Origin of the sequence: Actinoplanes sp. NPDC026619 (genome assembly GCF_040638295.1) — a bacterium.
Taxonomy (GTDB): domain Bacteria; phylum Actinomycetota; class Actinomycetes; order Mycobacteriales; family Micromonosporaceae; genus Actinoplanes.
Map to the genome: position 1 here is coordinate 150,775 of NZ_JBEZYA010000016.1, position 26,157 is coordinate 176,931.

Sequence of the window (26,157 nt, forward strand, 5' to 3'; positions counted from 1 at the left end):
GAAACAATGAAGGTCGCAGTCATCGGCGGAACCGGGCTCATCGGCTCCCAGGTCGTCCGGATTCTCAACGCCGCCGGGCACGAGGCGGTGCCGCACTCGCCGTCCAGCGGTCTCGACCTGCTCAGCGGCGCCGGGCTGGCCGAAGCGCTGGCCGGCGCCGACGTGGTGGTCAACCTCACGAACTCGCCGACGTTCGACGAGGCGTCGCTCGCGTTCTTCCGCACGACCATGGACAACCTGCTCGCCGCGGCCCAGGAAGCCGGCGTCGCGCACGCGGTCGTGCTGTCGATCGTCGGCGCCGAGCTGGTGCCGGAGCTCGACTACTACCGGGCGAAGGTGCTCCAGGAGGACATCCTCAAGGCCGGCCCGATCCCGTACTCCGTCGTCCGGGTCACGCAGTTCTTCGAGTTCATGAACGCGGTGCTGACGTGGACCGCCGACGGGAACGCCGTCCGCCTGCCCGCGACGCTGGTCCAGCCGATGGCGGCCGCCGAGGTGGCGCAGGCGGTGGCCGACGTCAGTGTCGGCAGCCCGCTGATGGGCACCCGCAACTACGCCGGCCCGGAGGTGTTCGCCCTCGACGAGCTCGGCCGCCTGACCCTGGAGGCGCGCGGCGACAAGCGCCCGGTGGTCACCGACGACACGGCCGGCATGTTCGCCGCCGCGAAGGGCGACGCGCTGATCGCCAAGGACGGCACGGTCATCGAGAAGACCTCGTACCGGGAGTGGCTGGCCCGATAGACCCAGCAGGTCGCGCCCGGCGGTGCCGTAGGTTGGTGCCGCCGGGACGCTCGCCGGGCCGGAGCACGTGGTGGCGACGGCGAACCCGGCGTTCTTCGCGGCCATCGGGAGGAACGGCACCGCACCGGGGTCGCGTTCGCCGAGCTGATGCCCGAGCTGGCCGGGCAGGGTTTCCTCGCCCTGCTCGACGAGGTCTACGCCACGGGTGAGTCCTACACCGGCCGTGACGTGCGGGTGGAGCTGGGCGCCGGCGCGCACGCCCGGGATCGCCGCCGGCGAAGGCGTCGGCTCCGGTGGCACCGCCGCCCATCGGCGGCAACCGGTCATCGTCACCGACATCGGCACCGACCCGTTCTGGGACGACTTCCGGCAGCTGGCCGGCCGGGCCGGGCTGGCCGCCTGCTGGTCCACGCCGATCCTGGCCCGCGACGGCGGCCTGCTGGGCACCTTCGCCATGTACCACCGCACCCCGCGCGTCCCGCAGGAGTCCGACCTGGCGCTCGCCCGGCTCTTCGCCGGAACCGCTGCCCTGGCCATCGAGCGCCACCACATCGAACAGGCGAAGGCGGCCGCCGAGGCGCGCGCCAAGTCGGCCCACGACGGCCTGGCCAAGGCGGTGCTCGCGGAGCGGGAGCTGCGCGCCGATACCGAGAAGCGGGCCGCGGCCGCCGCCGGCCTCACCGCCCAGATGCACGCCGCCACGGCCGTGCAGGCCGCCCGGCCGCACCCCGAACGCTGCCGGCTCGGCGGCGGCGCCGCGTGCACCGCGCCGGCCGAGATCAAGATCGCCGACTCGTGGGGCGCCGCCGCCTGGGGCTGCCCCGCGCACGTCGAGGAGGCCATCATCAACGTGCGGTCGGTGTTCATCGCCAGCGAGGAGCTCGGCGGCCTGGCCGCCTACCGCAACCGCTGACCGGTTCAGCGGCGGCGCCAGCCGCGCAGCTTCGCCGGGCTGAGCACGATCCACAGCGCGATGATCCGGGCCGCGACCAGGTCCACGGCCACCACCGCCAGCGCCTGGCCGGAGACCGACCACAGCGCCAGCCCCTCGGACCCGTTGACCGATTCCAGGGTCAGCGACGTGTCCGGCCGGCCGCACAGCAGCTCCAGAACGAGCCGGGCGACGGCCGGGGCGCCGGAGACCGATCCGACGCCGTCGCAGATCGCGACCACGTCGGCGTCGAGGGCGGCCCGGATCCCGGCCAGGTCGGATGACCGGCAGGCTTCGGCGAAGTCGCACACGACATCGTGCATGCCCGGCTAAGACCGGGCAGCAACCGACTTTGTGACTGCCGCGATCTTCTCCTGGCTGGCCATCCAGAGGATCTGTTCGATGCCGTCGGGCGATCCGATGACGGTCAGCACCCCCTCGACCGCGCCGTCGCGGCTCAGCACCGCCGACGCCTGGCCGTTCGTGGTGACATAGGAGATCTCCACGCCGTCCCAGTACGAATGGGAGAGCGCGGCGTGGAACTTCGCCACCCGCTCCCGGCCGAGCACCGGCCGCCGGGCCACCCGGATCGCGCCGTTGCCGTCCGAGATGCTGGCCACGTCGGCGGCCAGGAGCTTCTCCAGCGCGGCCAGGTCACCCGAGCGCGCCGCCGCCAGGAACGTGCTGAGCAGCTCCTTCTGTGCCGCCGGGACCACCTGCGCGCGTTTCTCGCCGGTCATGTGTTTGCGGGCGCGACTGACCAACTGCCGAACCGCCGGTTCGGTCGACTGCACAATGCCGGCGATCTGGGCGTACGGGTAATCGAAAGCCTCTCGCAGCACGAAGGCCGCACGTTCCGTCGGGGTGAGTTTTTCCATCAGCAGCAGCGACGCGAAGGCGAGGGCCTCGTCGCGCTCGGCGCCCAGGTAGGGGTCGGCGCTGGTGTCGACCGGCTCGGGCAACCATGGCCCGATGTAGGTCTCCCGGCGCACCCGCGCCGACTGCAGCTCGTTGATCGCGAGCCGCGTCGTGGTCGTCGCGAGGAACGCGCCCGGATTTTCCACCCGGGCGCGGTCGGTGGTCTGCCAGCGCAGCCACGCGTCCTGCACCAGGTCTTCCGCCTCGGAGGCGCTGCCCAGCATGCGGTAGGCGATGCCGAACAGCCGAGGCCGCACGCTCGCGAAAACCCGGGCGGCATCTTCGAGATCGGTCACCCCGCCATCCTCGCCCCCTTTCGCCGCCCTGTCTGTCACCGACTTCACCGCCGCCGTTGCGGCCGTTGCTCAGGCCCGGACGTACTCCGCCAGGTGCTGCCCGGTCAGCGTGGACCGGTCGGCGATCAGGTCGCGCGGCGTGCCCTCGAAGACGATCTGGCCGCCGTCGTGGCCGGCGCCGGGGCCCAGGTCGATGATCCAGTCGGCGTGGGCCATGACGGCCTGGTGGTGCTCGATGACGATCACCGACTTGCCCGCCTCGACCAGCCGGTCGAGCAGGGCCAGCAGGTGGTCGACGTCGGCCAGGTGCAGGCCGGTGGTCGGCTCGTCCAGCACGTAGAGGCCGCCCTTGTCGCCCATGTGGGTGGCCAGCTTGAGGCGTTGCCGCTCGCCGCCGGACAGGGTGGTGAGCGGCTGGCCCAGGCTGACGTAGCCGAGGCCCACCTCGGACAGGTGCGTGAGGATCTTGTGGGCGGCCGGCGTCTTCGCGTCGCCGTCGGCGAAGAACTCGACCGCCTCGGCCACCGGCATCGACAGGACCTCGCTGATGTCGCGGCCGCCGAACTGGTATTCGAGCACCGCGTCGTCGAAGCGCCGCCCCTCGCACACCTCGCAGGTGGTGGCGATGCCGGCCATCACGCCGAGGTCGACGTAGGTGACGCCGGCGCCGTTGCAGTTCGGGCAGGCGCCCTCGGAGTTGGCGCTGAACAGCGCCGGCTTGACGCCGTTGGCCTTGGCGAAGGCTTTGCGGATCGGTTCGAGCAGTCCGGTGTACGTCGCCGGGCTGCTCCGCCGGGACCCGCGGATCGGCGTCTGGTCGACCGAGACGACGTCGTCCTTCTTGGCCAATGACCCGTGGATCAGCGAGCTCTTGCCCGAGCCGGCCACGCCGGTGACCACGACGAGCACGCCGAGCGGGATGTCCACGCTGACGTTCCGCAGGTTGTGGGCGTTCGCGTCGGCGATCTTCAAGAACCCGGACGCCTTGCGCACGTCGTCCTTCAGTGACGCCCGGTCGTCGAGGTGCCGGCCGGTCAGGGTGCCGCTCTTGCGCAGCCCGGCGACGGTGCCCTCGAACATCACCTGGCCACCCTCGGTGCCCGCCTTGGGGCCGAGGTCGACGACGTGGTCGGCGATCGCGATCATCTCCGGCTTGTGCTCCACCACCAGGACCGTGTTGCCCTTGTCCCGCAGCTGCTTGAGCAGGTCGTTCATCCGCTGGATGTCGTGCGGGTGCAGGCCGATGGACGGCTCGTCGAAGACGTACGTGACGTCGGTGAGCGCCGAGCCCAGGTGCCGGATCATCTTGGTGCGCTGCGCCTCGCCACCGGAGAGGGTGCCGGACGGCCGCTCCAGCGACAGGTAGCCGAGCCCGATCTCCACGAACGAGTCGAGCGTGTGCCGCAGCGACGCCAGCAGCGGCGCCACCGACGGCTCGTCGAGGCCGCCCACCCACTCGGCCAGGTCGCTGATCTGCATCGCGCAGCAGTCGGCGATGCTGATGCCCTTGATCTTGGACGAGCGGGCCGCCTCGGAAAGGCGAGTGCCGTCGCACTCGGGGCAGGTGGTGAACGTGACGACCCGCTCGACGAACGCGCGGATGTGCGGCTGGAGCGCGTCGATGTCCTTGGACAGCATCGACTTCTGGATGCGGGGGATGAGTCCCTCGTACGTCAGATTGATGCCTTCGACCTTGATCTTGGTGGGTTCCTTGTAGAGGAGGTCGTGCATCTCCTTCTTGGTGAACTTGCCGACCGGCTTGTCCGGGTCGAAGAAGCCGCAGCCGCGGAAGATGCGCCCGTACCAGCCCTCCATGCTGTAGCCCGGCAGCACCAGGGCGCCCTCGTTGAGCGACTTGTCCGCGTCGTACAGCTGGGTGAGGTCGAAGTCGGTGACCGCGCCGCGGCCCTCGCAGCGCGGGCACATGCCGCCGACGATGCTGAACGAGCGCCGCTCCTTGACCTTCTCGCCGTTTTTCTCCGTCGTCACCGCGCCCGCGCCGGAGATCGAGGCGACGTTGAAGGAGAACGCCTGCGGTGAGCCGATGTGCGGCGTGCCGAGGCGGGAGAACAGGATGCGCAGCATCGCGCTGGCGTCGGTGGCGGTGCCCACGGTCGAGCGCGGGTCGGCGCCCATCCGCTGCTGGTCCACGATGATCGCAGTGGTCAGGCCCTCGAGCACGTCGACGTCCGGGCGGGCCAGGGTCGGCATGAACCCCTGGATGAACGAGCTGTACGTCTCGTTGATCATCCGCTGCGACTCGGCCGCGATCGTGTCGAACACCAGCGAGCTCTTGCCCGACCCGGACACCCCGGTGAAGACGCTCAGCCGGCGTTTCGGGATCTCGATGCTGACGTCTTTGAGATTGTTCTCCCGCGCACCGTGCACGCGGATCAGGTCGTGGGCATCGGCCTCGTGCATCGGTCGTTTCTCCCCTTATAGCCAGCGGCCGGCGCGCATCAGCACGCGGCCGGGCAACTCGTTCTCCTCGCGCCAGGCCTGCACCCGGCGCGGTGTCACCCGGAACCAGCGGTAACCGGAAAGGCCACGCGGGTCGAACCCGGTGCGCGCCGCGAACCGGTCACCCCGCTCCCGCGGCAGCGCGCCCATCTCGAGGACCTCGACGTCGCCATCGATCATAGCCACGTCGCGGACGTCGCCCAGACCCAGCCGGACGGCGCCTTTGTCCAGGTTACGGCCGGTCGGGCTGATCGCGGACGTGGCCAGCAGCAGTGTCTGGCCGTCCCACTCGAAAGAGAGCGGGATCAGCCACGGCACGCCGTCCGCGGAGGCGGTGGCGACCCAGAGATCGACGTCGTGGGCGAGGCGGCGCTCGGTGTCGAGGCGGCGCTGCTCGCGGGAGCGGGGTGCGGCGGTCACTTGTCCTGGACCAGGCCCAGCAGGTTGCCGTCGGCGTCGGTGAACGAGGCCACCAGCCGCCCGCCGCCGACGTCGTTCGGCTGGTCCTTGACGGTGGCGCCGGCCGCGGTCACCTCGGCGAGCTTGGCCTCGATGTCGTCGACGTGCCAGTAGGCGGTCGGCCCGGTGAGCCCCTGCGGCCCACCACCGGGCACCAGCCCGATGTGCTGCCCGGCGACGTCGAAGCCGACATACCACTCACTGTCCGCCGACGGCTGCGTTTCCAGCAGAGCGGCGTAGACAGCCTTGGCTTTGCCCAGGTCAGCAACGGGGTGCAGGACAGTCTTGATGCCGTGGTTCATGATCTTCCTTCTCTCGCTCGTCCTGCCCGAAACGCTAACCGCGCCCCTCCGCCGAAACTTCTCGTTTCCTGATCGGTTCGGCGGCCGGGCATCGTTGGCGCGGTGCGCACTCTCATCGTCGGCGACATCCACGGCTACGAGAACGACGACGTCCGGGTGGTGCACGGGACCGCCGCGAAACGCGACGAGGCCGCCGTCGCCCGGAAGTGCCCGACGCCGCGCCGGACGATCGAGCCGGCCGCCACGCTCGGTATCGACACGCCCACATTCTGACAAGACGCGATCACCGCGAATATTGGATCGAGATCGGTCTAACTCTTCCCCTTGCGTCGGATCGATGCCTACCTTCCTAAGGTCTTTGCATCCGGGCCGCGCCCGTTCCACCGGCGGGTGTCGGCATGACCGCTTCGGGGGTAGTCGATGCGCAAAATTGTCGTGGGACTGCTGGGCCTCGGCCTGGCTTCAGGATTAGGCATTTCGGCAAGTCCGGCGGCCGTGGCCGCTCCGCCGGCGGACTCGACCGCCGTGACCCCGTCCACTGATAGAAGCGACGAACTCGTCGGACCGCTCGAACAGAAGCGACGGGCGCTCCGCGAGAAAGCCGTCAGTGACGTCGCCTCCGGTCGCGCCACAGTGGAGAACCGCAACGGCAGCACGGTCGTCAAGGTCGGCCAGGCGGCCGGCGGGGGAGCGTTCGGCGGCCGGGCCCGCAACCGGCACGGTTCGAAGGACAACCGTGATCAGTACGTGGAGCTGGCCCGGGAGAAGACCGATCGGATCTTCGTGATCCTGGCCGAGTTCGGCAACGATCGCGATCCGCGGTTCCCGGACCAGGACACCGACCCCACCACGGCCGGGCCGGCGCGGTTCGACGGGCCGCTGCACAACCAGATCCCGGCGCCGAACCGGGCGCTCGACAACACCACCGTCTGGCAGGCCGACTACAACCGGCAGCACTACCAGGACCTCTACTTCGGCAAGGGCCGCAACACCGAGTCGGTCAAGACCTACTACGAGACGCAGTCGTCCGGGCGGTACAGCGTGGACGGCACCGTCACCGACTGGGTGAAGGTCAACTACAACGAGGCCCGGTACGGGCGGTCCGGTGACGACCCCACCGATGAGAACGGCGACGACCCGAACGTCTGCGCGGGCAACGTCTGCAACACCACGTACGACCTGGTGCGCGACGCGGCCAACCAGTGGGTGGCCGATCAGCTGGCGCTCGGGCGCACCAAGGCCCAGGTGGTGGCCGAGCTCAAGACGTTCGACCAGTGGGACCGGTACGACTTCGACGGGGACGGCAACTTCAACGAGCCGGACGGCTACCTCGACCACTTCCAGATCGTGCACGCCGGCGGCGACGAGGCGGACGGCGACCCGAACCAGGGCGAGGACGCCATCTGGAGCCACCGAGCCTTCGCGTACGGCGATGACGAGGGCGACCGCGGCCCGTCCGGCAATCTGCTCGGCGGCACCGAGATCGCCGACACCGGCCTGTGGATCGGCGACTACACGATGCAGCCGGAGAACGGCGGCCTGAGCGTGTTCGTCCACGAGTACGGCCACGATCTGGGCCTGCCGGACGACTACAACGTGCTGGCCGGCGGCAACGGCAACAACGAGTACTGGACGCTGATGGCGCAGAGCCGCCTCAACGCCGCGGGGGAGCCGCTCGGCACCCGGCCGGGCGATCTCGGCGCGTGGAACAAGCTGCAGCTCGGCTGGCTCGACTACGAGACGGTGGTGGCGAAGCAGAAACGCACCATCGACCTCGGTCCACAGGAGTACAACAGCTCCAAGGCTCAGGCCGCCGTCGTGGTCCTGCCGAAGAAGACCGTCACCACGCAGTTCGGGGCGCCGTTCGCGGGAAGCGGGCAATACTTCTCCGGCAACGCCGACGACCTGCGCAACTCGATGACCCGCCAGTTCGATCTGACCGGCGCGGCCGCACCGGCCTTGACGCTCAAGGCGCGATACAACATCGAGGAAGGCTTCGACTATCTGTACGTGCGGGCGTCGCTCGACGGCCAGAAGTGGACCGCTCTCGACGGCACGGTCAACGGGCAGCCGTTCATCCGGGACGGGGCCAACCCGCCGCGGCCGGCGCTCGGTGGCAGCACCGGCGATCAGTGGGTGGACGTGTCGGTGCCGCTCAACGCGTACGCCGGCCAGAAGGTTTATCTGCAGTTCTACTACCGCACCGACGGTGGCTTCGCGGCCGGCGGCTTCTTCTCCGACAACATCCAGGTCACCGACGGCGCCGCGGTGCTGTTCAGCGACGACGCTGAGGGCGCCTCGCCATGGACGCTGCACGGCTTCTCGATCGTCGCCACCAGCGCGACCAACCAGTACGACAACTACTACATCGCCGGCCACCGGACGTACGTCTCCTATGACCGCTACCTCAAGACCGGCCCGTACAACTTCGGCTTCCTCAACACGAAACCGGACTGGGTCGAGCATTACTCGTACCAGCCAGGTCTGTTGATCTCGTATTGGGATCGTTCGCAGGTCGACAACGACACCAACTGGCATCCGGGCGTCGGCCGCAACCTCTACATCGACGCGCATCCGCGCCCGTTCTACCGGATGGACGGTCTGCCGTTCAGCTCCCGCATCCAGGTCTACGACGCACCCTTCGGCCTGCGCAAGGCCGACTCGATGACGCTGCACATCAACGGCCAGGCGTCTTATGTACGCGGTCAGCCCGCCCAGCCGCTGTTCGACGACACCCAGAAGTACTTCTACGACGAGCTGCCGAACCACGGCGTCAAGCTCCCGGCAGTCGGCGTGAAGATCCGCGTCCTCTCCGAGAACGGCACCTCCGCCAAGATCCGCATCTCGTGATCCACTGAGCACGCCCGCGCGGCGGCCCGGAAACCTCTTGGTTCCCGGGCCGTCGTCGCATCCAGCCAGGCAACATCCTCCGCCGCCGTTTTCGCCCGAGCGGCGTGCCCCCGAGATCCTCGATCAGGGGCCCTCCGCCGCGTCCGAGAGCCCAACTTCAATGAAACGCGGCGCGCCCCTGCGGGTAGAGATCCCTGGTCGTGGTCGCGGGTGCGGTGCCGCCCCAGCGGCATTCCGTTGCTGCCGATAACGCACCGTCATTGGCAGCCCGCGGCGGCACCAGTCGTGGCGCGGCTTTGCTCTGCTTACTTATACGCGCCGATCCGTACCGAATGGCTTGAGCTGCAGGAACGCTTGCGGTAGCGGAAAGTCTCAGGCTGAGATGCCGTCACCGTGGGTAGTTGGTGCGTATAGGTAAGCAGAGCAAAGTCCCCGCGACGAGGCATCCGTGACCGGCGGAGTGGCGCGATCACTGCGCGCCGCCGGGCTCAGTGGCTGGTTGCGTGCGGCTGGTTCGATGGGTCGATGGATGCGTGGGAAGCGATTCTGCTCGTCATCGCCACTATCGGGTCGGTCGCCGCGGCGGCCGGGGCCTGGTTCCAGGAGCGGCGCAGCTCGGCCGCGCAGCTGGCGGCCGTCCAGCGGAAACTCGATCTGGTGATGGGCCACCTGGGCATCGCCTCGCCCGAGGAGCCGGAGGTGGTCCGGCTCCTGGAGAACGGGCAGATGATCGAGGCCGTCCGCGCTTACCGCAAGCAGACCGGCGCGAGCCTGCTCGAGGCCAAGCAGGCGGTGGACCGCATCGCCGCCGGCCGGTGACGATGCGTCCGGATCAGCAGGCGCCCTTGACGACCTTCGGCTCGCCGTTGGTGGTGGCCGGCAGCTTCACGCAGGCCTTGCTGCCGCCGGCGGTCACCTCGGCGACGCCGGTGCGCACGAGGCGGGCGGTGGCGCCCGACCCGGCCATGTCGGCGATGGCTTCCTTGAGGTGCTTCGACGGCTTGCCGCCGTTCTCGTCGGCCAGGCTGATGGCCTCGTAGCCGAGCATCTCGGCGAACCCGGTCGCGCCTGCGGGCTCGGCGCCCGAGCCGATCAGGCTGGAGAGCGCCGACGAGTCGACCTTCGTGGCGCCGGTCGGCACGTCGATCGTGGCGCCGGTGGTCACGTCGAGGCGGATCGCGGCGCGGCCGGTCGCGCCGTCGATGAACTGCAGCACGTTCACCTCGAGCGCGGTCAGGTTGCCCTTGTCGATCCACAGGTCCAGCACGATCGGCCGGTCCTTCGGGGCTTCGTCCATCTCGTCGGTGAGATCGGCGGTCTCGGCCCCACCGACCGCGGTGACCAGGCGCTTCACCTCGGTGTACGCCTTCGTGGTCGACGACGTGACGATCAGGTGCTTGCTGTCGGCGGCGTCGCGGACGATGGTGGCGCCGTCGAACAGGGCCGTCCCGCTCTTCTTCACCTCGGTGAGGGCCTTCGCCGAGTCGACGTCCTCGGCCGGAAGGCCTGCCTTGGCGGCGTCCTTGACGTCGAGGGCGACCCACTTGCCGTCGAAGAACGCGTCGAACCCGCCGACCCCGGTCGTGACCTCCTCGCGCAGGATTTCCGGGTCGTCTTCGCCGAATTTCTTGGCCAGCTCCTTCACCGGCGCCTTGGCGTAGAGCGTGGTGCCGACGACGCGGATCTCGGTGCCGGTGACGCCGTCGATGGTGGCCGACAGCATCGACCGGTCGTCGTCGGGCCCGTCGCCGCCCGCGTCGTACGCGATCGTGGCGGAGGAGTTGAGCAGGGTCCGCAGATCGTCGCCGTCGGTCTTGGCAGCCTTGATCAACGCGTCGGCGTCGCCGGTGAACTTGACCGTGAAGCCGGCCTGCTTCGCGTCGGCGAGGTGCTGCGCGGCCGCGCGCAGCTCCAGCTTCGGCTCCAATTTCTTGATCTCGCCGGCGCAGGCGCCCGCGAAGGCCAGAGCGGTGACACCGGCGACGGCGCCCGCCGTCAAACGCTTAGCACGCATTGTTTCTCCCCGTTTGCGGCGGTCAGCATCCCCGATCGTGACGGCCCGGCGCAAGCCCGTTCACGGGACCACGATCAACGTCGATACGTGCCACGATGACGGCGGGTCCGATCCTCCGCACTTACCACCGGAAGGATGTGACATGACCGTTTTCCGACCGTTCCTCGCTGTTCTGGCCGGTGCCGCCGTCGCGCTCACCGCGGCGGTGGCCGCACCGGGCGCCGCGACCGCCGCGGCCCGCGTGCAGTGGGCCGCCTGCACCGAGGCGTCGCTGGCCGGTTTCGAGTGCGCCACCCGGGAGGTGCCGCTCGACTACGACAAGCCGCACGGCGCCACCACCACGATCGCGCTCTCCCGCCGCTCCGCCGACGACCCCGCCCACAAGATCGGCACCATCTTCCTGAACCCCGGCGGCCCGGGCGGCGCCGGCCGCGGCATGGTCGTCGCGGCGGCGGCCGGCCGGTTGGTCGCGCCCGACGTCCTCGCCCGCTTCGACATGGTCGGGTTCGACCCGCGCGGCATCGGCGCCAGCGACCCGCTGCAGTGCTTCCCGACCGACGCCGAGGCCGAGGCGCTGTTCGCGCAGATGCGGCTGGTGCCGCTGAGCCGCTCCGAGATCAGCAGCACGATCCGTGCCAATGTGAAGTACACCGAGGGCTGCGTGCGCAACGCCGGCCCGCTGCTGACCCACATGAGCACGCTGAACGTCGCGAAGGACCTCGACCAGTTGCGGCAGGCGGTCGGCGACAACAAGCTCAACTACATCGGCTATTCGTACGGGACATTGATCGGCGCCACCTACGCCAACCTGTACCCCGGCAAGGTCCGTGCCGTGATCATCGACGGCAACGTCGACCCCGACCAGCGCACCAACCGCCGGCTGGACAACAAGTTCGACCGGGCCGGCGGCTTCGAGATCGTGCTGAGCGGTTTCCTGTCGGAATGCGACAAGGCCGGCGCGAACTGCGCGTTCGCCGGGAACGCCCGCACCAAGTTCGACGCCCTGCGTGATCGCCTGCGTCACGGCCCGGCCGAGGTGCCCGACCTCGGTGGCACCGTGACCATCGACGATCTGACCGACTTCATCTCCGGCACCATGTACAACATCGCGACCTGGCCGGACGCCGCGCTTCAGCTCCAGATCGCCTATGACGCGATCTTCGGTGGTGGCTCGGCGCCGGCCGCCCTGGCCGCCCATCCGTTCCCGAAGGCCAAGCCGGGTCCGGGCTGGTCGGCGGACGACTACCTCTACAACGGCAACGACTCGTTCCTCGCGGTGAACTGCGCGGACGCGCCGCTGCCGCGCGACCCGTGGCTCTACCCGTCCATCGCTGCCGGCTTCGAGAAGGCCAGCCCGACGTTCGGCCGGGCCGAGGCGTTCGGCGAGGTGGCCTGCGCCAACTGGCCGCGGATCAGCGAGCGTTACGACGGACCGTGGGACCGGAAGACGGCGAACACCGTGCTGGTGGTCAACCCGACCTACGACCCGGCCACGCGCTACGACTTCGCCAAGCGGATGACCACGGAGCTGGGCAACGCCCGGCTGCTGACGCTGGACGGCTACGGCCACACCACCCGTTACAGCGCATGCATCACCGGCTGGTACAGCCAGTACCTGATCAACGGCGCCCTGCCGCCGGCCGGAACCCACTGCAAGCAGGACCGCGCACCGTTCCCGGCGGCGCCCTGACCGAACGGGTCAAGTATTTGTTCACTGGTCTGCGGCAGCGTGGGCCGGGTGGATGACGACGCGGTGCCGAGCGGGCCGGTGCTGGACGACGAGCAGTTCCGGCGGCTGGCGGGGTACGGCGAGGCCGAGCCGGTGGCGGCCGGGCGGCAGCTGTTCGCGTCCGGGGCGGAGTCCTACGACTTCTTCCTGCTCGACACGGCGGCGGTGGACATCGTCCGGGACGCCACCGTGGCCGAGCCGGAGCGGCTGATCTACCGGGGCCGGCCGGGTGACTTCCTCGGCTCGGGTTGCGTACCTATGTCACCCAGCTGTACCTGCCGCATTCCTGGCTGGACGCGGCGTCGTCGGCCGGGCGGGCGCTGATGAGCTCGGCCGACATCGGCGCGGGCGACCTTCCGGCCGCGGTGGTGAACGGCCGGGTGCTGCGGCGGGCAACGCCCGGAACGGTCGGGAAGGCGCTCGGGCTTACTTACCGCGCCGGCGACGGCCACGCCGCTGTCGTTCGAGACCTATCAGCACAGCGCGCTGGGCTCGTTCTACGGCCTGGCGGCAACACCGCAGCGGTTGCGGTCGGCGCGCGCCGGGTGCCGTACGCCGGTCAAGGGCCTGTTCGTCGCCGGGCAGGACGCCTGGGGTTCCGGCGTGGTCGGTGCGCTGGCCGGCGGCCTGATGGCGGCGAACGCCGTGCTGAAACCGCGGCAGCTCGGCACCATGTGGCGGACCATCCGCGCCGGCCGCCCGGCCCCGTCGCTTCCCTGGCAGGGTTACCTGCGGGTGGCCGCGGTCGAGGCGCTGACCCCGCAGATCCGGCGGATCCGTCTGGAACCGCTGGACGGTGGGGCGATGCCGTTCGCGTTCACCGCCGGGCAGTACGTGAAGGTCGACCTGCCGGTGGCCGTCGAGCCGATCGAACGCTCCTACTCGATCTGCAGCGGCCCGGGGGAGACCGGCTTCGTCGAGATCGCCGTCAAGCACGAACCGGACGGCCTCGGCTCCGGCTTCCTGCACGACGCGCTGGCGACCGGCCAGGCGCTGCGGGTGAGCGGCCCGCACGGCGAGTTCACCTGGGCGCCCGCCGCCGCCGAGGCGACCCTGCTGCTGATCGCCGGCGGCGTCGGGATCACCCCGCTGATGAGCGTGCTGGTCGCCGCGGCCGATGCCGGCCACGCCGGGCGGATCGTGCTGCTGGCGAGCTTCCGCACCGAGGAGGAGGTGGTGTTCCGCCCGGAGATCACGGCGCTGCAGGACCGCCTGCCCGGCCTCGAGGTGTCGATCTTCATAACCGGCAGGGAGGGCCGGATCGGCGCGGCGGCGCTGCGGCCCTATGCGGGCGCGATGACCCGCGTCCACCTCTGCGGGCCGGCGCCGATGATGCAGGACCTGATCGGCCACCTGACCGAGCTGCAGGTGCCACGCGAGGCCATCCGCACCGAGGCGTTCGTGTCCGGCCGCAGCCAGGAGACCCGGCGCGAGAAGGCACACACCATCGCCCTGACCGCGGCGGCGTCCGGCATCACCGAGTTCACGATCGGGATGGCCGGCGGCGAACCCGGCTTCCCGTGCCGGCCCGGCCAGTCGGTCCTCGACGCGGCCAACACGGCCGGGGTCGACCTGCCACAGTCGTGCGGCGAGGGCGCCTGCGGCACCTGCCGGGTGCGGGTGCTCACCGGCGCCTACGAGACCGACACGCGCGGCATGTTCTCAGCCGGCGAACTGGCCGCCGGCTGGCGCCTGGCCTGCCAGACCCTCCCCACGGAGGACCTGCTAATCGACCGCTAGCACCTTTCGCGGCCAAGGTCCGGTTCCCACCTCCCCATGCACGCCGCGCGTCGGCCGTGCTCCGCGCGAAGGCCCGATTTCAAGAAAACTGGTCTGCCGCGGCGTCGCGCGTTTCGCTAACGCTCTCTTTTCGCGTACGCGCCGCCCTGCTCCCGTGGCAGTCGGTCCCGGCAGGTGCAGCTCACCCTCCGCGCGCCCGCTACGGGCGGGCCCGGCCCCAACGCCCTCCCGGGCCGCCGACCGGCCCCGGGACCATCCACGCTGACCCGGGCGGACACCGGCCTGTTCGGGGCTTTGCTTTGCGTACATATCCGCGCGGATCCGCGCGCATATGTACGCAAAGCAAAGCCGGCGGGTGTGGGGTCCGGTTGCCCGAAGGTCGCGGCGCGTGCTCGTGTTGCACGCCGGCCGCGTGGTGCCGGCGGTCGGGCGAGGGTGCGGTTGTGGACGTCGCAGCCCGTACCGGAAGAGGCTTTGATTGTCGCGACCCTGACCGTAAAGCTCACTGGAGAGCCAGCAGGAGCACGCTGACCAGCAGGCTGCCGAGGATGTTGTAGCCGCCGGAGATCGCGGCGTAGAACAGCGGCCGTGGGAAGTTCGGGTTGATCGCGATGTTGACGGTGTTGGCGGTCAGGTAGCCGACGTTCTCGGGCCGGCCGAACTGACCCAGGCGTTCGCCGATCTGGCCCGGCGATTCGCGATGGCGGCCGCCCCGACGAGCTGCTAACGTCGTCCCCGGCGTGGCCCACGCCCAACCTCTGGTGACCGTCCCCGACGCGCGGTCCTCCACAGAGGCAAAGGGATCACCTCTCGGGTCGCTGTCCTGGTTCGTCTGTCCCGGTTGTGGAGATCGCGCGGGGGGTCGACGCACGGGACGGCGGAGGGCCAGATGACAGCGAAGAGGAACTTCAAGCGCCAGGTTCGCGCGCGAGCCGCCCGGACGGGCGAGTCCTACACCGCTGCGCTACGGCATTTCCGCACGGCTCCGCGAGGAGAAACGATGCCGGAGACCACGTTCATGCGACTGTCCGTCGCTCAACTCGAAGTCCAGCCCGACCCGGGCGACACCACGGCGCTGCGTGAGAGCGGCGCCGAGATCCGCCGGCTCATGCATGCCGCCCACGCCGCCGGCGCCCGGCTGCTGCACCTTCCCGAAGGGGCGCTCACCTGCCCCGGCAAGCGTGTCATGTCGTCCACCGGACCGGCCGAGGTCGGCCCGGCCGACTGGGACCGGGCGGACTGGGAGACACTCGCCGGGGAGCTGCGGGCGATCGCTGCCCTGGCCGGTGAGCTGCGACTGTGGACGGTCGTCGGCTCGGTCCACCGGCTGACCCCGCCGAGCCGGCCGCACCTCAGTCTCTACGTCATCTCCGACCGCGGCGCGATCGTCACCCGATATGACGAGCGGATGCTGTCGAACACCAAGGTCAGCCACATGTACACGCCCGGCTCGGCGCCGGTCACCTTCACCGTCGACGGCGTCCGGTTCGGCTGCGCGCTCGGCATGGAGGCGACCTACCCCGAGGTGTTCCTGGAATACGAACGGCTCGACGTCGACTGCGTCCTGTTCTCCACCCACGGCGCGGGATCCGCGGTCAACAACGGCCCGTTCGCGCTGCAGGCACAGGCGCTGGCCGCGGCCAACAGCTACTGGGTCAGCTACGCCGGCACCGCCCAGGACGCCCCGAACGCGGCCTCCGGCATCATCTCGCCGGACGGCGACTGGGTGACCCGCTGCCGGCCGGACCCGGTTGCCGCCCTCGCGACCGCCGACCTCGACCTGGCCGCCGAGAACCTCGCCCGGCCCTGGCGCCGGACCGCCCGAAGCGGTCTCTACGCCCAGCATCAGGTCGCCGACGATCCGCGAAGTCTCGATCGGGCGCGCCCCTGATCAGGGTCCAGTAGTGCCTTCGCCGCCGCCGCGTCCAGCTCCCAGCCGGCCGCGTAGGCGGCGGCGAAGGCGTCCTCGCCGAGGGCGGCGCGGCCGCCTTCGGTGAGCTCACGCACCTGCGGGTCGGTGCGGTCGTGCGCGCCCCGCAGCCGGGCGGCCGCGCCGAGCAGCGTGGCCGCGTCGGCGCGGTGTCCACGCGCTTCGGCGAGCGCGGCGGCGTGCACCGTGACCGGCGCCAGAACGGGCAGTTCGTGGGTTTCCAGCGCGGCCGCGTGCGCCTCCCGCAACGCCTTGTCTGCGCCGGGCAGGTCGCCCCGTGCCAAGCAGAGCGCAGTCCGCACGCCGGCGGCCAGCGCCTGTGCATGGGGCGTGGCGGAAGCGAAGCCGAGCAGATCGGCCGCGCGGTCGAGGTCGCCGAGCCGCACCCGGATGCCGGCCTCGTGCACGTCGACCAGCACCCGCATCTCCGCCGAGGACACGTGCCGCGCACGTTCCCGGGCCGAGTCGATCAGTGCCAGCGCCCGGCCGGTGTCGCCGCGCCGCAGGAACAGGTCGATCCAGCGCAGGTCGCGGTAGAGCTGGTCGCCGAGACTGAGCGACCCGAAACGGTCGGCCAGCTCCCGGGCCTCGCGCAGGTCGGCCAGCGCGCCCTCGAGGTCGTCGTAGCGCCGCAGCTGGGCGCGCATCGGCAGGATCGCGGCCCGGCCCCAGCCGTCGCCGGCCTGCCCGAAACCGGCCAGCGCCGCCTCGACGTGGCCACGCATCCGGTCCAGCTCGCCCGCGTTCCCGGCGATCTCGGCCAGGAACATGTGCGCCAGCCCGGCCAGCCACCGGTCGTCGCCACCGGCCAGACCCTCGAAGTCGGCCAGCGCGGCCGGCTGGTCCTGCAGGAAGAGCAGGATCGGGCCGATCACCCGGTAGTGGCTGGGCAGCTCCGGATAGGTCCGCAGCCGGCCGGCCAGCTCGCGCATCTCGGCCCGGTCGAGCGCGGCCTCCCCGGCGGTGATCCCGGACAGGATGTCGGCCCGGTTGAGCAGGTAGGCGGCGCGGGCGCAGTCGCGCGCGGCGCTGGCCGCGCCACCGGGCACGCCCAGCGCCTCGGCCAGCCAGAAGGCGGCGTCGGAGTGCCGGCCGAACATCTGCCAGTACCAGGTCAGGGCCAGGGCGAGAGTGATCGCGCCGGCCGAGTCGCCGGTGGCGCAGAGATGGCGCAGGGCGGCGAGCGTGTTGTCGTAGTCGGCCCCGATGACCCGCATGGCGGCCGGCTGGCCGGGCCCGCGCAGCTGCGGGTCCTGCCGGGACATCAGCTCGGTGAAGTAGGCGGCGGCGAGGTCGCGGGCCGGGCCGGCCGCGCCCGAGCCGTACTCGCGAATGGTTTCCAGCATGCGGTAGCGGCCGCTCTCCGGCGCGAGCTGCACCAGCGACCGGTCGACCAGGGTGGCGAGCAGTTCCGGGATCTCGTCCGGGGGTATCTCCGGGGCCACCGCGCGCGCCGATGCCGCGGTGACGCCGCCAGGCAGCACCGAGATGCGTTCGGCAAGGGTGCGTTCGTCGTCGCCGAGCAGGTCCCAGCTCCAGGCGATGACCGCGCGCAGGGTGCGGTGCCGTGGCGGCGCGCTGCGGCTGCCGGTGGTGAGCAGCCGGAACCGGTCGGAGAGCCGGTCGGCCAGCTCGTCGAGGGACATCGTGCGCAACCGGGCGGCGGCCAGTTCCAGGGCGAGCGGCAGGCCGTCCAGGCCGCGCACCACTCGCACGATGCCGGGCAGCGTGGCCTCGTCGGCGGCGAACCCGGGGCGGACCGCGGCGGCCCGCTCGACGAACAGTCGCACCGAGGCGGCCCGGTCGGCGGGGGCGTCCGGTTCAGGCAGCGCGAGCGGGCCGAGCGGCACGAGCGCCTCGCCGTCGATCGCGAGCGGCTCGCGGCTGGTGGCGAGCACGCGCAGGCCGGGGCAGCGGGTCAGCAATCCCGAGACCAGCTGGGCAACCGCGTCGATGAGATGCTCGCAGTTGTCGACCAGCAGCAGGCTCTCCCGGCCGCCGAGCTCACCGACCAGGACGTCGAGCTCGTCGCCCTCGGCCCGGCCGCCGCGCAGCCCGATCGCGGCGAGCACCGCCGTGGCGATCTTGGCAGGCTCGGTGACCGGCGCCAGATCGATGAACCGGGCGTCCAGGTGGTGGCTGCGGGCGGCCTCCAGCGCGAGCCGGGTCTTGCCGGCGCCGCCGGGGCCGAGCACCGTGACCAGGCGCCCGGTCGTGAGCAGCGTGTGGATCCGGTCGAGGTCGTCGTCGCGGCCGATGAAGCTGGTCAGCGAGGCGGGCAGGCTTTCGGGAGCCGCGGGCGGCGCCGGTCGCAGCAGCCGCAGGTGCCGTTCGCGCAACGCGGCGCCCGGGTCGGTGCCGAGGGTCTCGGCCAGCGCCTGCCGGGTCTGCTCGTAACGGGCCAGCGCGTCGGCCTGCCGGCCCTGGGCGGCGAGCGCGTCGATCAGCAGGGCGGCCGCCCGCTCGTGGACCGGGTGGCCGGCCAGCAGCCCGGTCAGCCGGGTGGTGGCGGCCCCGGCCCGGCCCCGGGACAGCTCGGCGGCGGCGAGGTCGGTGACCGCCTCGACCGACAGCTGCGCGAGCCGGGTGGCGACCGTCGGCGCGACCGCGGCGACGACCGCGGGCTCGGCGCCGGGGTGGTCGCCCCAGAGCGCCACCGCCTCGGCGAGCGCTTCCGGGTCGCCGGCCGCGATGAGCTGCTCGAAGCGCAGGGCGTCCACGTCGGCCGGTTCCACCGCCAGCCGGTAGCCGCCGGGGCCCTGCCGCACCAGGTCGGCGGAGAGGACGCGGCGCAGCCGGGAGACGAGGGTCTGCAGCGCGGGGCCGGCGCCGGACGGCGGCTGCTCGGGCCAGATCGCGTCGATCAGCACGGCCGGCTCGACCGGACGGCCACCGGCGAGCGCCAGCCGGACGAGCAGGCCCCGCAACCGCGCGCCCACGACAGGCAGCACCGTGTCGTCACGGGACACCCGGAACGCGCCGAGCAGCGTGACGCGTGTCAGCGCCACGTTTGCCGCGTGTCAGTCGTCCGTCCCAGTCTTCGCCCCATGAACGACAACATAGGCCGCAGGGCCGGGACGACGCTCGTCGCGGGCGGCATCATCTATCTCCTCGCCGAGTTCATCGCCGCCGCGGCGTGGACGGATCCGCCGTACAGCTACACCTATCACTTCATCAGCGACCTCGGGGTGCACGGCCCCTCGACCGGCTTCGGGCAGTACATGTACTCGCCGCTGGCGTGGGTGATGAACGCCGGCTTCCTCCTGTTCGCGCTGGCCGCGCTGGTCGGCGTCGCCCTGCTGCGGGACCGGGTGGCGACCGCTCTGGCGGTGCCGCTGGCCGCCGGCATGACCCTGGTGGCGCTGTTCCCGGGTTCCGGTGAGGCGATCGAGAACGGCACGGCCGCCTATCACGGTCTCGGCGCGTTCGCCGCGTTCATCTGCGGGAACATCCTGGTGATGCGGCTCGGCCGGCGGTGGCTCGGGATCGTCGGCCTGGCCGGCGTGGTCGCCTTCATGGTCGACATGTCGACCGGCGGCATCCTGATCGGCCTGATCGAGCGCGGGGCCGTCTATCCGGTCGTGTTCGGGCTGATCAGCGTGGGGCTGGCACGGCGGCGGGTGCGGCCCGCGACAGTGGCAGCGTGACCGTGAAGGTGCTGCCCACGCCGACCCGGCTGGTCGCGGTGACCCGGCCGTCGTGGGCCTCGGCCAGCTTCCGGGCGATGGCCAGGCCGAGCCCGCTGCCGCCGGTGGCCCGGCTGCGGGAGGCGTCGGTGCGCCAGAAACGGTCGAAGACCTTCGCCAGGTCGGCCTCGGCGATGCCCTCGCCGGTGTCGGTGACCTCGATGACGAGGTCGTCGCCGGTCACACAGGTGCGGACGATTACCTTGCCGCCCGGGTCGGAGTGCCGGATCGCATTGGAGAGCAGGTTGCCGACGATCTGGCGCAGCCGGACCGGATCGACCGACAGTTCCAGATCGACGGTGAAGTCGGTGGCCAGCCGCACGGTCCCGCGGTGCGCCTCGACGACCTGGGTCAGGGCGTCGTTCACGAAGACGAACTCGGGGTAGATCTGGAGGGTCCCGGTGTCCGCGGCCGCGAGATCGCGCAGGTCGTCCACGATGCGCTGCAGCACGGCGGTCTCGTCGAGCAGCACCTCCAGCAGCCGCGGGCCGGTCGGGGTGATCCCGTCCTGGGCGGCCTCGAGCCGGCCGCGGATGTTGGTCAGTGGCGTACGCAATTCGTGGGCCAGATCGCTGACCAGCGCCTGACGCTGGGCCTGGAGGGTCTCACGCCGGTCGAACAGGTCGTTCAGGGCCATCGCCAGGTAACCGATCTCGTCGCGGCTGCCGACCGGGACCCGGCTCTGCAGTTCGACCGGCCGCCGGACCGACTCGGTGAGCCGGCGCAGCGGGCGGACCAGCCGGGTGCCGACCAGCACGGTGACCGCGACCGCGATCACCAGCACGAGCGCGGTCCCGGCGGCGATGCGGAGCAGGTTGCCGCGGGTGAGACTGATCGACGGCTGCGTGGTGCCGCTGCCGGCGTCGGTGATGAAGAGCAGAACGGCCGGCGCCACGTACGGCGTGAGCTGCGCCTGCCGTGCCGAGGCCAGGCATTTCTGGATGTCCGCCGAGGTGACGACGCGGGGGAGTGGCCGGTCGAGCGGCGTCACGTCGAACAACGGCCCGATGCTGAGGTACGACGCGGTCTTCACCCCGGTGCAGCCGTCCATCATCCCGGTCAGCGCGGTGAGCGCCTTCGCCTCCGTCGGGGTCGGGGCGAGGAGTTCCTTGGCGGCGCAGACACCGGTCTCGACCGGCAGCGGGGTCACCACCGGCCGGCCGTTGGGCAGGTGCACCAGCCGGATGTTGAGGTTCCCCTTCATGCAGGCCATCGCCTGCTGCGCGTAGCCGTCGAGTTCCCGGCGCTCCGCGGAAGTTAGCCGGTACGGCCCGACGGCGCGGGGATCGATCGCCCCGTTGACCCGCAGCGCGTCGACGGTCGCCGAGGGCCGGGCGGCGGCCAGGGACGGTCCGGCCGGCGCCGAGTCGGCGATGACCTGGCGGTCCCGGGTGAGCAGGGTGATCCGGTGTCCGGTGCGCCGGCTGAGATCGGCGACGGTGGGTGCGACGCCGTCCCATCGGGGGTGGGTGGCCGCGAACCCGGTCAGCGTGTCGTAGACCAGGGTGTCGTCGGTGATCGACCGTCCCTGCTGCTGCTGGATCGCCTGCGTCGTGGTGTGCACGGTCAGCCAGGTGGCGGCGGTGATCGCGGTGATCGCGACCAGCACCGACGTGGCCAGCAGCCGCATGATCAGGCTGCGGTGGAACGGCAGGTCAGGAACGCGCATCGGTGAGCCGGTACCCGAGTCCGTACACCGACTGCAGCCGCACCGGCCGCCGGGGATCGGTCTCGATCTTGCGCCGCAGGTTCAGCACGTGGGTGTCGACCGCCCGGTCGGCGGCGTCCGGATCCAGCTGTTTGCGGGAGAAGACCCGATCGGGCTGCCCGGCCAGCACCGCCAGGATCGCGAACTCGGCCGGCGTGCAGGCGATCCGCCGGTCCCCGACGGTGACGGTCCGCCGGCCCAGGTCGACGGTCAGGTCACCGACGTGCAGGACGGTGTCGTCGCCGCGGACCCGGTCCACCCGCCGCAGCAGCGTCCGCACCCGGGCCACCAGCTCCCGCGGGCTGTACGGCTTGGTCAGGTAGTCGTCGGCGCCCAGATCCAGCCCCAGCAGCAGGTCCTCCTCGCCGGCGCGGGCGGTGAGCATCAGGATCAGGACGGACGACTCCCGGCGCAGGATCCGGCACACGTTCAAGCCGTCGAGACCGGGCATCAGCACGTCCAGGATGATCAGATCCGGCCGCCGACGGCGGGCCTCAGCGAGCGCCTGCTGCCCGTCGTGCACGACGAGCAGGCGATGGCCTTCGGCACGCAGATACTCCCCGACGATCTCGGCCTGCCGATGGTTGTCCTCCGCGACGAGGATGTGGGCGCACACCAGCCGGACTATAGGTCGCCACCAGCACTTGCCGGCAAGTGTCCTCGACAGTTCGCCGACAATCTCCCGGCAGCCTTCCCGGCATGCGCCGAACCATCATCTGCGTCGCGGCGGCCCTGATCGTCCTGGCCGCGGCCGTCGGACTGACCCGATGGCCCGGCCGAGCCGCAGCCCCCGCCGCTGCCACCTCCCCGCCGGTGGCAACCGTCAAGATCATTAAAGCCGACATCTCGACGGTACGGATGTTGCCCGGCACCCTCGGCTACGGGCCGGCCCGCACCGTCACCGGCACCCGCACCGGCGTGGTCACCTGGTTGCCGGCCGCCGGCACAAAGATCAAACGCGGACAACGGGTGTACGCCGTGAACGACGCCGCCGTGCCGTTGTTCTACGGCACGATCCCGCTCTACCGCGACCTGGCGACACCGGGCACGACGGGCCGGGACGTCCGGATGGTGTCCGACAACCTGCGCGCCCTCGGCTACTCCGTCGGCTCGCAGAAGATCCGCGACGGGGAGGCCACCCTGACCGCGGCCCTGCTCGCGGCGATCGCCGCCTGGCAGGAGGATCTGGGCCTCCCGGCCGGCCCGTTGCCGGCGGGCGCCGTGCTGGTCCGGGCCGCGGCCGTCCGGATCAGCGCGCTGACCGCCCAGGTCGGCGACCCGGCCACCGGCGAACTGCTGTCCACCACGTCGACCAGCAAGGTGCTCACGGTGCAGGCCGACCAGAGCGAGGCCGCCGCGATCGACAACGGCGACCGCGCCACCGTCGCCCTGTCCGACGGGAGCACCACCCCGGCCAGGGTGACCGCGGTGAGCACGGCGCTGCAGACCCCGGAGGGCGGCGACACCCCGAAACTGGCCCTGACGCTCACTCTCGACCAGCCGGCGAAGCTGAAGAGCATCGACTCGGCCGACCTGCAGGTCTCCTTCGCGGCCCAGACGCACAAACAGGTCCTGACCGTGCCGACCGGCGCGCTGCTTGCCCTGCGCGAGGGCGGCTACGCGCTGCAGACCCCGGCCGGTGCCCTGATTGCGGTCAAGACCGGGATCTTCGTCAAGAGCCGGGTCGAGGTCAGCGGCGCCGGTGTCACCGACGGCCTGACCGTGGTGACGACCGGATGAGCGTCGTGCTGGCGGTCCGCCACGCCACCATGCGGTACGCCGGGCCGGTCACCGCGCTCGACGACGTGTCCCTCGACATCGAACAGGGCGAGATGCTGGCCATCGTCGGCCCGTCCGGCTCCGGCAAGTCGACCCTGCTCAACATCATGGGCACTCTCGACCGGCCCACCTCGGGCACGGTCGAGATCCTCGGCCAGGACGTCACCCGGTTGTCCGACCGGAGGCTGTCCGACCTGCGCGGCCGGTGGCTCGGCTTCGTCTTCCAGCAGTTCCACCTCACCGCCGGGCTGAGCGCGGCCGAGAACGTCAGCACCGGCCTGCTCTACGCCGGGGTGCCGCGCCGCCACCGCCGCCGGCTCGCCGAACAGGCCCTCGACCGGGTCGGGCTCGGCCACCGCATCACCCACCGCCCGCACGAGCTCTCCGGCGGCGAACGGCAGCGGGTGGCCATCGCCCGCGCCCTGGTGAACGGCCCGGCCGTGGTGCTGGCGGACGAGCCGACCGGCGCCCTGGACACCGCCAACGGCCAGGCCGTCCTCGACTTGCTGACCCAGCTGAATGCGGAGGGAACCACCATCGCGATCATCACCCACGACCGCGACATCGCGGCCCGCGCCCCGCGGCAGCTGCACATGCGCGACGGCCGCCTGACCGGCGACCTGCGACCCGCGAGCGCGGGCGGCGCCGGGCGGCCCGCGGACGCGTCCGGCTCTGTGCAGCGGGTGGCCGGCTCTGTGCAGCGGGTGGCCGGCTCTGTGCAGCGGGTGGCCGGCTCTGTGCAGCGGGTGGCCGGCTCTGTGCAGCGGGTGGCCGGCTCTGCGCAGCGGGTGGCCGGCTCCGCGCAGCAGGTGGCCGGCTCCGCGCAGCCCGCGGGCGGTTCGTGGTGAGCCGGCTCGGCCCGCGCGACCTGCTCGATGTCGGACTGGTCGGCATCCGCACGCGGAAGCTGCGCGCCGCGCTGTCGGCGCTCGGCATCTCGATCGGCATCGCCACCATGCTCGTGGTGACCGGGATTCCCGCCTCCAGCCAGGCCGACCTGCTGCGGACCCTGTCCGCGCTGGGCACCAACACGCTGCAGGCGATACCGGTCCCGGACCGTAATCCGCCGGTGACGCTGCCGGAGGACGCGCCGGCCATGGTGGCCCGGATCGGGCCGGTGCTGACCGCCAGCGCCGTGGCCAACACGCACAGCGTGATCCGCCGCAACGACCGGACCGATCCGGCCGACGGGCTCGGCCTGACCGTCCTGGCCGGAAAGGCGAACCTGCTCACGACGGTCAACGGCCGGGTGCGGACCGGCCGGTTCCTCGACGCCACCAGCGAGACCCTGCCGATGGTGGTGCTCGGTTCGGTGGCCGCGGCCCGGCTCGGCCTCGCCGGTCTGCCGGTCGGTGGCGCCGGGCCGCAGGTCCGGATCGGCGACCAGTGGTTCACGGTGATCGGCATCCTGGACAGCGTGCCGCTCTCGCCCGACCTCGACCGGGCCGCGCTGATCGGCTGGGACGCCGCCCGCCGGCTGGTGCGCTTCGACGGCCATCCCACGGTGATCTACCTGCAGGCGCGGGAGGACCAGATCGAGGCGGTCAGCGCGGTGCTGCCGGCGACTATCGATCCGCAGAAGCCGTCGAACGTGCAGGTCACCCGCCCGTCCGACGCGCTGGCCGCGAAGCGGGCCACCCAGACCAGCTTTTCCGCGCTGTTCCTCGCCCTGGCCGCGATGGCCCTGCTGGTCGGCGGCATCGGGGTGGCCAACACGATGGTGATCGCGGTCCTGGAGCGGCGATCCGAGATCGGGCTGCGCCGCGCGCTGGGCGCCCACCGCGGCCAGATCCGGGCCCAGTTCATCACCGAGTCGGTCGCCCTGTCCGCGATGGGCGGCATCGCCGGGACCCTGCTCGGCGTCGCCGCGACCACCGCGTACGCCTGGTGGCGGGCCTGGCCGTTGGTGATCCCGGTCGACGCGGCGCTGGCCGGCCTGGCCGGGGCGCTGCTGACCGGCGCGGTCGCCGGCGCCTACCCGGCGATGCGCGCCGCCCGGCTGATGCCGACCGAGGCCCTCAGTTGAGCGTCGAGTAGTAGCCGGCGAACGCCTGCTGCTCGCAGTCGTCCAGCCAGTGCCCGTCGCTCTGGCTGGGCAGACCGTTCACCAGCGCCGGCCCGTCGTTCTCGATGACCGCCTTGAGTCCGTGCTCGTTGAGGCACTTGACGTTGGCTTCGAGGTGATCGGCGTACTTCGGATCGAGCCGTTTCGCCCGCTGCAGCGGCAGCTCGGGCTCCTTGGGCCCGCACGCCGTCTTGATCTTGTCGAGCACCGCCGGAGCGAGGTCGAAGTCCTCGAGATCGCCGGGATAGCCGCCGTTGCGGCCCTTGAGCGCGCCCTGCTTGGGAAAGCCGTTCGCCCACAGGCAGTCGATGTAGACATCCTGCAGCCGCGTCTTCTCCTCCTCGGAGGCATCCAGCCGGATGAGCGGCCGTTCCGACGGCGCCGCGGCCGCCGAGGGCGCGGCCGCTGAGGGCCTGGCGATGCTGGCGACGCCGGGCGAGGCGTCCTGGTGGTCGCCGCAGCCTGCGAGGAAGCTCAGACCGGCCACGGTGGTGAGGACTGCTGCTCTGTTGAACATGGCCGGAATCCTCGCCAGTCAATGTCGGCAAA

General features: G+C 71.4%; 23 protein-coding genes and 1 pseudogene. 13 read left to right on the forward strand and 11 right to left on the reverse strand.

Going from position 1 to position 26,157, the window contains the following annotated elements:
* Positions 1-6 precede the first annotated feature (6 nt).
* Together AB0E90_RS31075 and AB0E90_RS31080 are read left to right on the forward strand one after the other, a co-directional pair.
* On the forward strand, positions 7-741 hold the full coding sequence (locus AB0E90_RS31075; protein WP_360413721.1) for an NAD(P)H-binding protein: 735 nt from the start codon (positions 7-9) through the stop codon (positions 739-741).
* 205 nt (positions 742-946) lie between these two features.
* On the forward strand, positions 947-1,654 hold the full coding sequence (locus tag AB0E90_RS31080) for a GAF domain-containing protein (protein WP_360413724.1): 708 nt from the start codon (positions 947-949) through the stop codon (positions 1,652-1,654).
* Between the two features lie 5 nt (positions 1,655-1,659).
* Here AB0E90_RS31080 and AB0E90_RS31085 read toward each other — a convergent pair whose 3' ends face one another.
* From AB0E90_RS31085 to AB0E90_RS31105, 5 genes are all read right to left on the reverse strand, one after another.
* The gene (locus AB0E90_RS31085) at positions 1,660-1,995 is read right to left on the reverse strand and encodes a siderophore-interacting protein (RefSeq protein WP_360413727.1); all 336 of its coding nucleotides are present in this window, start codon (positions 1,993-1,995) and stop codon (positions 1,660-1,662) included.
* 6 nt (positions 1,996-2,001) lie between these two features.
* The gene (sigJ, locus tag AB0E90_RS31090; RefSeq protein ID WP_360413730.1) at positions 2,002-2,886 is read right to left on the reverse strand and encodes an RNA polymerase sigma factor SigJ; all 885 of its coding nucleotides are present in this window, start codon (positions 2,884-2,886) and stop codon (positions 2,002-2,004) included.
* A 69-nt stretch (positions 2,887-2,955) separates the two neighbouring features.
* On the reverse strand, positions 2,956-5,307 hold the full coding sequence (locus tag AB0E90_RS31095) for an excinuclease ABC subunit UvrA (protein ID WP_360413733.1): 2,352 nt from the start codon (positions 5,305-5,307) through the stop codon (positions 2,956-2,958).
* A gap of 15 nt (positions 5,308-5,322) precedes the next feature.
* Positions 5,323-5,766, reverse strand: a complete 444-nt coding sequence (locus tag AB0E90_RS31100) for a pyridoxamine 5'-phosphate oxidase family protein (protein ID WP_360413736.1) — start codon at positions 5,764-5,766, stop codon at positions 5,323-5,325.
* On the reverse strand, positions 5,763-6,107 hold the full coding sequence (locus AB0E90_RS31105) for a VOC family protein (RefSeq protein ID WP_360413739.1): 345 nt from the start codon (positions 6,105-6,107) through the stop codon (positions 5,763-5,765). The genes AB0E90_RS31100 and AB0E90_RS31105 overlap by 4 nt, the downstream gene beginning before the upstream one ends.
* A gap of 102 nt (positions 6,108-6,209) precedes the next feature.
* On the opposite strand from AB0E90_RS31105, the gene AB0E90_RS31110 reads away from it, so the two are divergent.
* From AB0E90_RS31110 to AB0E90_RS31120, 3 genes are all read left to right on the forward strand, one after another.
* The gene (locus AB0E90_RS31110) at positions 6,210-6,380 is read left to right on the forward strand and encodes a hypothetical protein (RefSeq protein WP_360413742.1); all 171 of its coding nucleotides are present in this window, start codon (positions 6,210-6,212) and stop codon (positions 6,378-6,380) included.
* Positions 6,381-6,542: 162 nt separating this feature from the next.
* Positions 6,543-8,957 (forward strand): immune inhibitor A domain-containing protein, encoded by a 2,415-nt coding sequence (locus AB0E90_RS31115; protein ID WP_360414067.1) that lies wholly within the window; start codon positions 6,543-6,545, stop codon positions 8,955-8,957.
* A 525-nt stretch (positions 8,958-9,482) separates the two neighbouring features.
* Positions 9,483-9,776: a hypothetical protein gene (locus AB0E90_RS31120; RefSeq protein ID WP_360413745.1), complete on the forward strand. Its 294-nt coding sequence runs from the start codon at positions 9,483-9,485 to the stop codon at positions 9,774-9,776.
* A 13-nt stretch (positions 9,777-9,789) separates the two neighbouring features.
* On the opposite strand, the gene AB0E90_RS31125 is transcribed toward AB0E90_RS31120, so the two are convergent.
* The gene (locus AB0E90_RS31125; RefSeq protein ID WP_360413748.1) at positions 9,790-10,971 is read right to left on the reverse strand and encodes a hypothetical protein; all 1,182 of its coding nucleotides are present in this window, start codon (positions 10,969-10,971) and stop codon (positions 9,790-9,792) included.
* 142 nt (positions 10,972-11,113) lie between these two features.
* Between AB0E90_RS31125 and AB0E90_RS31130 the strand changes: the two genes are divergently transcribed.
* From AB0E90_RS31130 to AB0E90_RS31140, 3 genes are all read left to right on the forward strand, one after another.
* Positions 11,114-12,661 (forward strand): alpha/beta hydrolase, encoded by a 1,548-nt coding sequence (locus AB0E90_RS31130; protein WP_360413751.1) that lies wholly within the window; start codon positions 11,114-11,116, stop codon positions 12,659-12,661.
* A 48-nt stretch (positions 12,662-12,709) separates the two neighbouring features.
* Positions 12,710-13,024, forward strand: a complete 315-nt coding sequence (locus AB0E90_RS31135) for a hypothetical protein (RefSeq protein WP_360413754.1) — start codon at positions 12,710-12,712, stop codon at positions 13,022-13,024.
* A gap of 201 nt (positions 13,025-13,225) precedes the next feature.
* On the forward strand, positions 13,226-14,440 hold the full coding sequence (locus tag AB0E90_RS31140; protein ID WP_360413757.1) for a 2Fe-2S iron-sulfur cluster-binding protein: 1,215 nt from the start codon (positions 13,226-13,228) through the stop codon (positions 14,438-14,440).
* A gap of 502 nt (positions 14,441-14,942) precedes the next feature.
* Here AB0E90_RS31140 and AB0E90_RS31145 read toward each other — a convergent pair.
* Positions 14,943-15,230, reverse strand: a complete 288-nt coding sequence (locus tag AB0E90_RS31145; protein WP_360413760.1) for a hypothetical protein — start codon at positions 15,228-15,230, stop codon at positions 14,943-14,945.
* A 210-nt stretch (positions 15,231-15,440) separates the two neighbouring features.
* Between AB0E90_RS31145 and AB0E90_RS31150 the strand changes: the two genes are divergently transcribed.
* A complete protein-coding gene (locus tag AB0E90_RS31150) occupies positions 15,441-16,331 on the forward strand; it encodes a carbon-nitrogen hydrolase family protein (RefSeq protein ID WP_360413762.1) in 891 nt (296 codons plus the stop codon).
* Here the strand turns inward: AB0E90_RS31150 and AB0E90_RS31155 are convergent.
* Positions 16,286-19,378 (reverse strand): BTAD domain-containing putative transcriptional regulator, encoded by a 3,093-nt coding sequence (locus AB0E90_RS31155; RefSeq protein WP_360413765.1) that lies wholly within the window; start codon positions 19,376-19,378, stop codon positions 16,286-16,288. The genes AB0E90_RS31150 and AB0E90_RS31155 overlap by 46 nt on opposite strands.
* Before the next feature lie 39 nt (positions 19,379-19,417).
* On the opposite strand from AB0E90_RS31155, the gene AB0E90_RS31160 reads away from it, so the two are divergent.
* Positions 19,418-20,017, forward strand: coding sequence for a DUF998 domain-containing protein (locus AB0E90_RS31160; protein WP_360413768.1), 600 nt, complete (start codon positions 19,418-19,420; stop codon positions 20,015-20,017).
* Here AB0E90_RS31160 and AB0E90_RS31165 read toward each other — a convergent pair.
* Together AB0E90_RS31165 and AB0E90_RS31170 are read right to left on the reverse strand one after the other, a co-directional pair.
* On the reverse strand, positions 19,965-21,725 hold the full coding sequence (locus AB0E90_RS31165) for a HAMP domain-containing sensor histidine kinase (protein WP_360413771.1): 1,761 nt from the start codon (positions 21,723-21,725) through the stop codon (positions 19,965-19,967). The two genes, AB0E90_RS31160 and AB0E90_RS31165, sit on opposite strands and share 53 nt — an antisense overlap.
* A complete protein-coding gene (locus tag AB0E90_RS31170; protein ID WP_360413774.1) occupies positions 21,712-22,380 on the reverse strand; it encodes a response regulator transcription factor in 669 nt (222 codons plus the stop codon). The genes AB0E90_RS31165 and AB0E90_RS31170 overlap by 14 nt, the downstream gene beginning before the upstream one ends.
* 83 nt (positions 22,381-22,463) lie before the next feature.
* Between AB0E90_RS31170 and AB0E90_RS31175 the strand changes: the two genes are divergently transcribed.
* The 3 genes and pseudogenes from AB0E90_RS31175 to AB0E90_RS31185 all read left to right on the forward strand — a co-directional run bounded on the left by AB0E90_RS31175 (position 22,464) and on the right by AB0E90_RS31185 (position 25,569).
* Positions 22,464-23,504, forward strand: a complete 1,041-nt coding sequence (locus AB0E90_RS31175; protein WP_360413777.1) for a peptidoglycan-binding protein — start codon at positions 22,464-22,466, stop codon at positions 23,502-23,504.
* Positions 23,501-24,154 (forward strand): annotated as a pseudogene (locus AB0E90_RS31180) (ABC transporter ATP-binding protein); the annotation flags it as partial. The gene AB0E90_RS31175 and the pseudogene AB0E90_RS31180, both read left to right, overlap by 4 nt.
* Before the next feature lie 233 nt (positions 24,155-24,387).
* Positions 24,388-25,569, forward strand: coding sequence for an ABC transporter permease (locus tag AB0E90_RS31185; RefSeq protein ID WP_360413780.1), 1,182 nt, complete (start codon positions 24,388-24,390; stop codon positions 25,567-25,569).
* Here AB0E90_RS31185 and AB0E90_RS31190 read toward each other — a convergent pair.
* Positions 25,562-26,125 carry a hypothetical protein gene (locus AB0E90_RS31190; RefSeq protein WP_360413782.1) on the reverse strand — a complete coding sequence of 188 codons (564 nt, stop codon included), beginning with the start codon at positions 26,123-26,125 and terminating at the stop codon, positions 25,562-25,564. The two genes, AB0E90_RS31185 and AB0E90_RS31190, sit on opposite strands and share 8 nt — an antisense overlap.
* Positions 26,126-26,157 lie beyond the last annotated feature (32 nt).